Annotated in this window: 6 protein-coding genes; 2 read left to right on the plus strand and 4 right to left on the minus strand. The window is 75.5% G+C overall.

The features are described from left to right. Positions 1–19: 19 nt before the first annotated feature. The 3 genes from ACH4K1_RS28785 to ACH4K1_RS28795 all read right to left on the minus strand — a co-directional run bounded on the left by ACH4K1_RS28785 (position 20) and on the right by ACH4K1_RS28795 (position 3,115). Entirely contained in the window at positions 20–1,114 is a 1,095-nt protein-coding gene (locus ACH4K1_RS28785; protein WP_398092494.1) for an NADH:flavin oxidoreductase, read from the minus strand. 1 nt (position 1,115) lies between these two features. Beyond that, positions 1,116–1,772, minus strand: a complete 657-nt coding sequence (locus ACH4K1_RS28790) for a DsbA family protein (RefSeq protein WP_398092495.1) — start codon at positions 1,770–1,772, stop codon at positions 1,116–1,118. Between the two features lie 149 nt (positions 1,773–1,921). Further along, on the minus strand, positions 1,922–3,115 hold the full coding sequence (locus tag ACH4K1_RS28795) for an FAD-dependent monooxygenase (protein WP_398092496.1): 1,194 nt from the start codon (positions 3,113–3,115) through the stop codon (positions 1,922–1,924). 75 nt (positions 3,116–3,190) lie between these two features. On the opposite strand from ACH4K1_RS28795, the gene ACH4K1_RS28800 reads away from it, so the two are divergent. Continuing rightward, positions 3,191–3,838, plus strand: a complete 648-nt coding sequence (locus ACH4K1_RS28800) for a TetR/AcrR family transcriptional regulator (RefSeq protein ID WP_398092497.1) — start codon at positions 3,191–3,193, stop codon at positions 3,836–3,838. A gap of 130 nt (positions 3,839–3,968) precedes the next feature. Here the strand turns inward: ACH4K1_RS28800 and ACH4K1_RS28805 are convergent, their stop codons facing one another. Then, positions 3,969–5,429: a helix-turn-helix domain-containing protein gene (locus ACH4K1_RS28805; RefSeq protein ID WP_398092503.1), complete on the minus strand. Its 1,461-nt coding sequence runs from the start codon at positions 5,427–5,429 to the stop codon at positions 3,969–3,971. Positions 5,430–5,825: 396 nt separating this feature from the next. On the opposite strand from ACH4K1_RS28805, the gene ACH4K1_RS28810 reads away from it, so the two are divergent. Continuing rightward, positions 5,826–6,563, plus strand: a complete 738-nt coding sequence (locus tag ACH4K1_RS28810) for a hypothetical protein (protein ID WP_398092498.1) — start codon at positions 5,826–5,828, stop codon at positions 6,561–6,563. Positions 6,564–6,804: the final 241 nt, after the last annotated feature.

The following is a 6,804-nucleotide window of genomic DNA, read 5'->3' on the forward strand; positions in this document are numbered from 1 at the left end:
CATGTGCATGTAACCGGAGTCAAGCGGGGGCGTGCGTACGCGCGTTGTCCAGGGTCGCCAGCGGCTCCAGCACCCCGGGGTCGAACGGCGTGGGAGCGGTTCCCGCCGCCACCCGGAGCGGCAGGTCGGGGTCGGCCAGCGCGCCCGTCCCGATCGCCAGGAGGTCGGCGTGGCCCTCCTCCAGGACCCGACGCGCCACGGCCTCCCGGTGCAGCGCGCCGTTGGCGACGACGGGGAGCCCGGTCGCCGCCCGGGCGAGCGCGGGAAGCGTCCGCCCCTCGGGGAACCAGTCGCGCCCGCTGCCGGCCAGGTGCAGGTAGTCGGCCCCGGCGTCGGCGGCCGTCGTGAAGACCTCCGCCGCCTCGCCCTCCCCGCCCGGCCAGCGCCAGGCGGGATCGTTGATCTTCCCCTGGGAGAACCGGACGCCGACCGCGAAGCCGGGCCCGGCCGCGGCTCTGACCGCGGCCGTCACCTCCCGGACGAGCCGCAGCCGCCCCGGGAGGCCGCCGCCGTACTCGTCGGTGCGCAGATTGGTGTACGGGGTCAGGAACTGGTCGAGCAGGTAGCCGTTGGCCGCGTGGATCTCCACCCCGTCGAAGCCGGTCTCCCGGGCGCGGACGGCGGAGGCGGCGAAGCCCGCGACGACCTCGGCGATCTGGCGGCGGGTCAACTCCATCGGCACGGGCCAGGGCCCGTCGCCCCGGTACTTGGCCAGCTGCTCGCCCAGCGGCCGTACGGCGGAGGGGGCCGCGGCCCGGTCCCGGAACCGGTTGCCCTGCGAGACGGCCCCGGCGTGCATCAGCTGCAGGACGACGCGCGCGCCCGCGGCGTGCGCCCGGTCGACGACCGGCCGCCAGGCTGCGGCCTGCGCCTCGTCCGTGATGCCGGGCTGGTGCAGGTAGCCCTGGGCGAAGGCCCGGTCGGTGTAGGTCCCCTCGGTGATCAGGAGGCCGAAGCCGCCCTCGGCGAAGGCCGCGTAGTACGCGGCCATCTCCTCGGTGGCCCGGCCGTCCCCGGTCGCCGAGACGCGGGTCATGGGGGCGACGGCGTACCGGTTGCGCAGGTCGAGGCCCGCGAGCCGGAAGGCGGTGAGGGCGGGGTGGGTTCCGGGCACCTCAGCAGCTCCCGTCGATGCCGCAGGCCGCGCCGTAGCCGTCGCCCTCCACCTGCTGCGCCCGGGCGTCGAGGATCGCCTTGCGGAGCTGGGCGGGGCGCGGGACGCCCTCGATCCGGGTGTCGCCGACGAGGATGGTGGGAACGGCCTGCACGCGGTGGGCCGCCGCCTCCCGCAGCGCCTCCTGGTGCCGCTCGCGGTACCTGCCGTCCTCCAGCGCGGCCCGGAAGCCGGCCTCGTCGAGCCCGATCCCGCCGGCCAGGGCGGTGAGGACGTCGAGCTGCCCGAGGTCCTGGCTCTCCTGGAAGAAGGCGCGGAACATCCGCTGGTTGTAGGCGGTACCCAGGCCGTGCTCGGCCGCGTACTGGTAGCCCTCGAAGGCGAGCGCGGTGTACGGCTGGGGCGAGACGTCCGGGAGCTTGATGTCGACGCCCAGGCGGCGGGCCATGGGGTAGACGGCCCGCTCCCAGATGCTCGGCAGGTACTCGTCCTCCGGCCGCAGGGTGGGCTGGGGGTGCGGACGCAGCTCGAACGGCAGCCACTCGACCTCGACGTCGGCGCCCACGTCCTTGATCGCCTCCTCCAGCGGGCCCTCGGCCAGCATGCAGAAGGGGCAGACGTAGTCGGACCAGATCTTGATCTTCACGGGCTCGGCCATGCGCAGACCTCCAGGTCATTGATCGCGCAAGCAACAACATCCGCCGACAGGGCGGCAGGAGTTGACGGACGACCAAAAGGTTGCACGATCATGCACTTTTGTGTCAAGCCGCCCTCCCCGGGGGACGGGGCTCCGGCGGGTGCGCCGTGTCAGCCGGAGGGGGTGGCGGGCGGGAGGCGGAAGCCGCCGAAGAGGTCGTCCATGGCGCGGCGCGCGATGCGGGCCGGGGTGGCGCGGACGGCGAGGTCGCGGGCGGCCACCGCGACGGGGTGGGCGAGGGCGGCGACCCGGCCGGCCCGGCGCGCGCGGACCCGGACGGCGTCGGCGCGCGCGTGGCGGACCCGGTGGTAGGCGGCCAGGGCCTCCGGCACGTCGCCCCCCGCCAGCAGGTGTGCGAGGACGGCCGCGTCCTCGATCGCCTGGCAGCCGCCCTGGCCGAGGTCGGGGGTCATGGCGTGGGCCGCGTCGCCCAGCCAGGCGATACGCCCCAGGTAGCGGCACGGGAGGGGGGCGGCCAGGTCGTACAGGTCGTGCTGGAGCACGTCCGCCGGGTCCGTCCGCGCCAGCAGTTCCGGCACCGGGGAGTGCCAGGCGCCGAACCGGCCGAGGAGTTCGGCGCGCGGGTCCTCGGGCCGGTACCCGCGCTCCACGACGGCGGCGGCGTAGACGTAGACCCTGCCGTCCGCGAGCGGGACCACGCCGAAGCGCTCCCCGCGCCCCCAGGTCTCGGCGGCGTCCAGGCCGGAGAGCCCGTCGGCGGGGAGCACGGTACGCCAGGCGGTCTCCCCGGTGTGGCGCAGACCGGGGTGGCCCGGGAAGTGGCGGCGGCGCAGGGCGCTGTGGATTCCGTCGGCGGCGACCACGACATCGGCGACGAGGCCGCCCTCCGGTGTGCGCACGACGGGCAGGGCCGCCGCCCGGTCGCCGTGGGGGGTCCGGCCGGCGTCCACGGTCGTGACCGGCGTCCCGTACCGGATCGCGCCCTCCGGCAGCGCGGCGGCCAGTCCGGCGACCAGGGCCGGGCGGTACACGGCGAGCGGAGGGCTTCCGTACCGGGCCGCCAACGCGGCGGTGTCGGCGCGTTTCAGCCAGTCGCCGCCGGGCCGTCGCAGCCCCATCGCGGCGGGCACCGCGCCGCCCGTCGCCCGGGTGGCGTCGAAGCCGATCGCGTCGAGGGCGCGCAGGGCGTTGGGGGCCAGCACGATCCCCGCACCGGTCGCGGGCGGCCCGGGGGCCCGCTCGCACACGGTGACCCACCAGCCGCGCCGGTGCAGAGCGACCGCCGCCGCCAGCCCGCCGATCCCCGCCCCCACCACGACCGCATGACGCACGGTTCCCGCCACGGCACACCCCTCCCCCTCCACCGGCCTCTACATCCGTAGAGCCATGGCGGCACTCTACAGTTGTAGAGTGCCGCCATGGCCCCTCCTGAACGCAGAACCCTGATCGCCGACACCGCGATCGACCTCGTGGCGGCCGTCGGGCTGCGGGGGCTGACCCATCGGGCGGTCGACGCGGCGGCCCGGCTCCCGGCGGGCAGCACCTCGTACTACTTCCGTACGCGGACGGCGCTGATCGGCGCCTGCTACCAGCGGCTCGCGGAGCTGGACCTCGCCGACCTGGACGGTCTCGCCGAGCTCTACGGGGGCGACGGTCTCGACGGGAGCGACGGACTCGACGGGGACGGCCCTCCGGCGGCGGACCGGGAGGCGGGATCCGGCCGGGAGGCGGTGGCGGCGGCGCTCGCCGTGCTGCTGCACCGCTGGCTGACCACCGGCCGCGCACGGCAGTTGGCCCGCTTCGAGCTGAGCCTGGAGGCGGCCCGCACCCCCGAGTTGGAGACGGAGCTCCACCGGGCCGGCCTCGGGGCGCGGGTCCGGGCGGCCGAACTCCTCGGCGGGCTCGGGGCGGAGCGGCCCGAGGAGGCCGCGCGCTCCCTGGTGGCGTGGACCGACGGGCTGCTCTACGACCGTCTCGCGGGCGCCCTGGCCGGCTCCGGGCCCGCGCCGGACCTGGCCGAACTGGCCGCCGTGGCCCGCCGCATGGTGGACGCGGCCCTGGCCTGAGGGCCGCCCGCCTCATACCACCGAGGAGGGCCCGCCGCCCGTTCTCGCTCCACCGACGAGAGCCCGCCGCCCGGCCTCACCTCACCGGCGACGGCCCGCCTCCCGGCGATCGGCAGCACAGCGACCGCCCTCACCCCGCGAGCTCCTGGGACCTCAGCGCCAGCCACAGGTCGTACCGCGCGCTCGGCGGCCGGAGCAGCGACCGCTGGAGCATCGTTTCGAGTCGGCTGAGCCGTTTGCGGGCCCCGGGCACGGAGAGGCCCAGTCCGGCGGCGGTCGGTCCGAGGCGGCCCTCGCACCGCAGCCAGGTCCGCAGGGTCTCCTCGAAGCCGAGGGCAGGGGCCAGTTGGCGGTCGGCCCAGTCCCGTACGGCGGGGCGCCGCAGGATGGCGTCGAGGCCCCGGGCCGCCTCCCCCGCGCCCGGTCCGGCGGTCGCGTACGGGGCGGGCCCGGGGGTGCACGCCGGGGCGGGCGTGGCACGGACGCGCAGCGCCAGGTCGAGCGCGGCCTGGTCGGCCAGCCGGTGCAGGTCGAGGCCGAGCAGTTCACCGATGAGTTTCAGCCGGGCGGCCAGGGTGTTGCGGTGGATCTTGAGGTGGTCGGTGGCGTGCGACGAGAACGCCAGCCAGGAGGCGGCCGTGGCCATCAGCTCCTGGCTCCCGGGGTCCTGGGCGCGGCGGGGCGTATGGGTCAGGAGCGGGTTCAGCAGCTCGTTCGCCCACTGCCGGCCGTCCGGCCCGACGACGAGCGCGGGATCCGGCGAGACGCCGAACCGGGCGTGCCGGGCGGGCAGTTCGCGGGCTACGGCCAGGGCGTGGAACGCCTGGCGGTAACCGGTGGCGGTATCGGCGAGCGGCACCGGTTCGCTGACGCCCACCACACACCCCCCGACCCGGGCGGCGACCACCTCGTCGGTCGGGGCCGCCTCCCCGTCCTGTTCCGGCCGGTGCGCGGGCATCACGAGGATGAGGTGGTGGGCGTAGACGGGGCACCGGACGATCCAGGACCGGCCGCCGTCCACGTCCCCGCAGATCCGGGCCACCCGGTCGCGGTCGTCGGCGGAGCACTCCACGACGCACACCCGTACCGGGTCGGGGAGCCGGGGGCGCAGCGCGCCGGCGACCTGCTGGGCGATGGTGAGCTGTCCCGTCATCAGCAGGTGCAGCACCGCTTCGCGGCCCCGGGACTCCGCGAGGTCCACCCGGCGGCGCCGGCGCTCCAGGGTCTCGGCCTGCCGGCAGAGGGACAGCGGCATGACCACGTCGGCCAAGAGGGTGCCGAGCCCTGCGGCCACCGGCCGGGGCGTGACGACGACGAGCACCGGGGAGGCCGGATCGCCCACGCTCAGCGGGAACAGCAGAGCGGTGTGCGCGCCGGTGTCCAGCACGTAGGTCTGGGCCCCGCGCTCGGTGAGGGCGTTGGCTCCCTCCGCCATCAGTCCCGCGATGTCGGGGACCACCGCCCGCTCCGCCCGGGAGGCCGCCCGCAGCACCTTCCCGTCGGGCCCGACCAGCCCCGCCCAGCCCTCGGCCCGCCCGGCGACCCAGCGCAGGATCTCGGCCGTCCCGCCGGTGCGGGCCAGCCGGTTCATCCGCAGCAGATCGTCCGCGCGCCCTTGTGTACGCACCCGTTCCCCCGTTCCCGCCCCGCACACGGCGGCAGCGCAAGGGGACCTCCTCGCCCGACTGTGCGAACCGATACCCTCGCGGCCGCCCCACTGGGCGCTTTGAATCTCCCGTCTCCTTACCCGGCGTTCTATGGTCCGAACCTGATCCGGCACGTCGGGGGACGACGGGGGAACGCCGGAATACGGGGGACGCGGGGAACGCGGCGGCAGCGGCTCACGGGGGTGGTCGCTGTCGCCGGTCCCCGTCCCGCGCCGATCGTCGGTGGTGGCTTTCGTCGCCAAGGAAGACAGTCTCCGGCTCCGGCTCCGCCGCGACCTCAACTTCGCTACTCTGAAATGCAGTTGAGGTTCGGGGGTGTCGTGGAAGAAGAAGAGGACCCGTCCGCGGAGTTCCTTGCCGCCGCCCTGATGGTGTTCAGGCCCCAGCGTGCCGACCGGATCATCGACGAGGCGATCACCGCACTCCAGGTCACCCGGTCCCTCGTCGGGCTGGTCGCGCTCGGATGGATCACCATCGCCTACTGGGGGGCGGCGGACAATCCCGTAGCGGCGAAGTACGAAGATCTCACGCTGGCCGCCATGATGCTCGTCTTCACCGTGCCGGTCGTCCTGGCCGCCTTCGTCCTGGCATCCGGACGCTCCAGCCGGAGTCTCTACCTGAGCCGGACCCGGGGACCACTCAGGGCCGTGGGCGCGCTGGTGGGCACCTACTACCTGATCGTCCTCGTGCTACCCGCCATCGGGCGGGCCACCGGGGAGAACTTCGACTTCACCAAGCTGCTGATCCTGCTGCTGCTCATTCCCGTGTACGCCGCGGCCTGGCTCTACCTCATCCTCGGCGCGGCCTTGGCGGTCACGACCGCCTTCCGCCTCGCCGATGTCCACGAGACCCTGCCTCCACTGGTCTCCCCCTTCCCGGTCTGGGCGCTCCTCGTCATCCAACTCGCCGATCCGCCGATGGCTGCCATCCCCCTTCCGCTCCGCGTACTCTTCCTCGTCGGCCCTCCGGTCTCTGTCACCGCGTTGTCCTACGCGGAACTGCGTCGCCTGCGGCTGTACCACGGGATCACCCTCCGAGCGGCGCTGAACCGCACCTGATGACGGCGCGCACGGTCCGCAGCCGTGTGCGCCGGGCGCGGCCCCGCAGCCGGCGGCTCGACGACAGGCCTGGTCCTGCGGCGGCCTGAGGCCTGTCGGCCCGGCTATCGCGCCGGCCGGGTTCCGGACGCCGGAGCGGGGGGGGGGGGGGGGGGGGGGCGGGCGGGCCCCCCCCCCCGGGGGGGGGGGGGGGAGGGGGGAGACCTCCGGGGCCCCCGGCGGCGGGGGGGGGGGGGCGGCG

This window comes from Streptomyces sp. NPDC017448 (assembly GCF_044330565.1).
Taxonomy (GTDB): domain Bacteria; phylum Actinomycetota; class Actinomycetes; order Streptomycetales; family Streptomycetaceae; genus Streptomyces.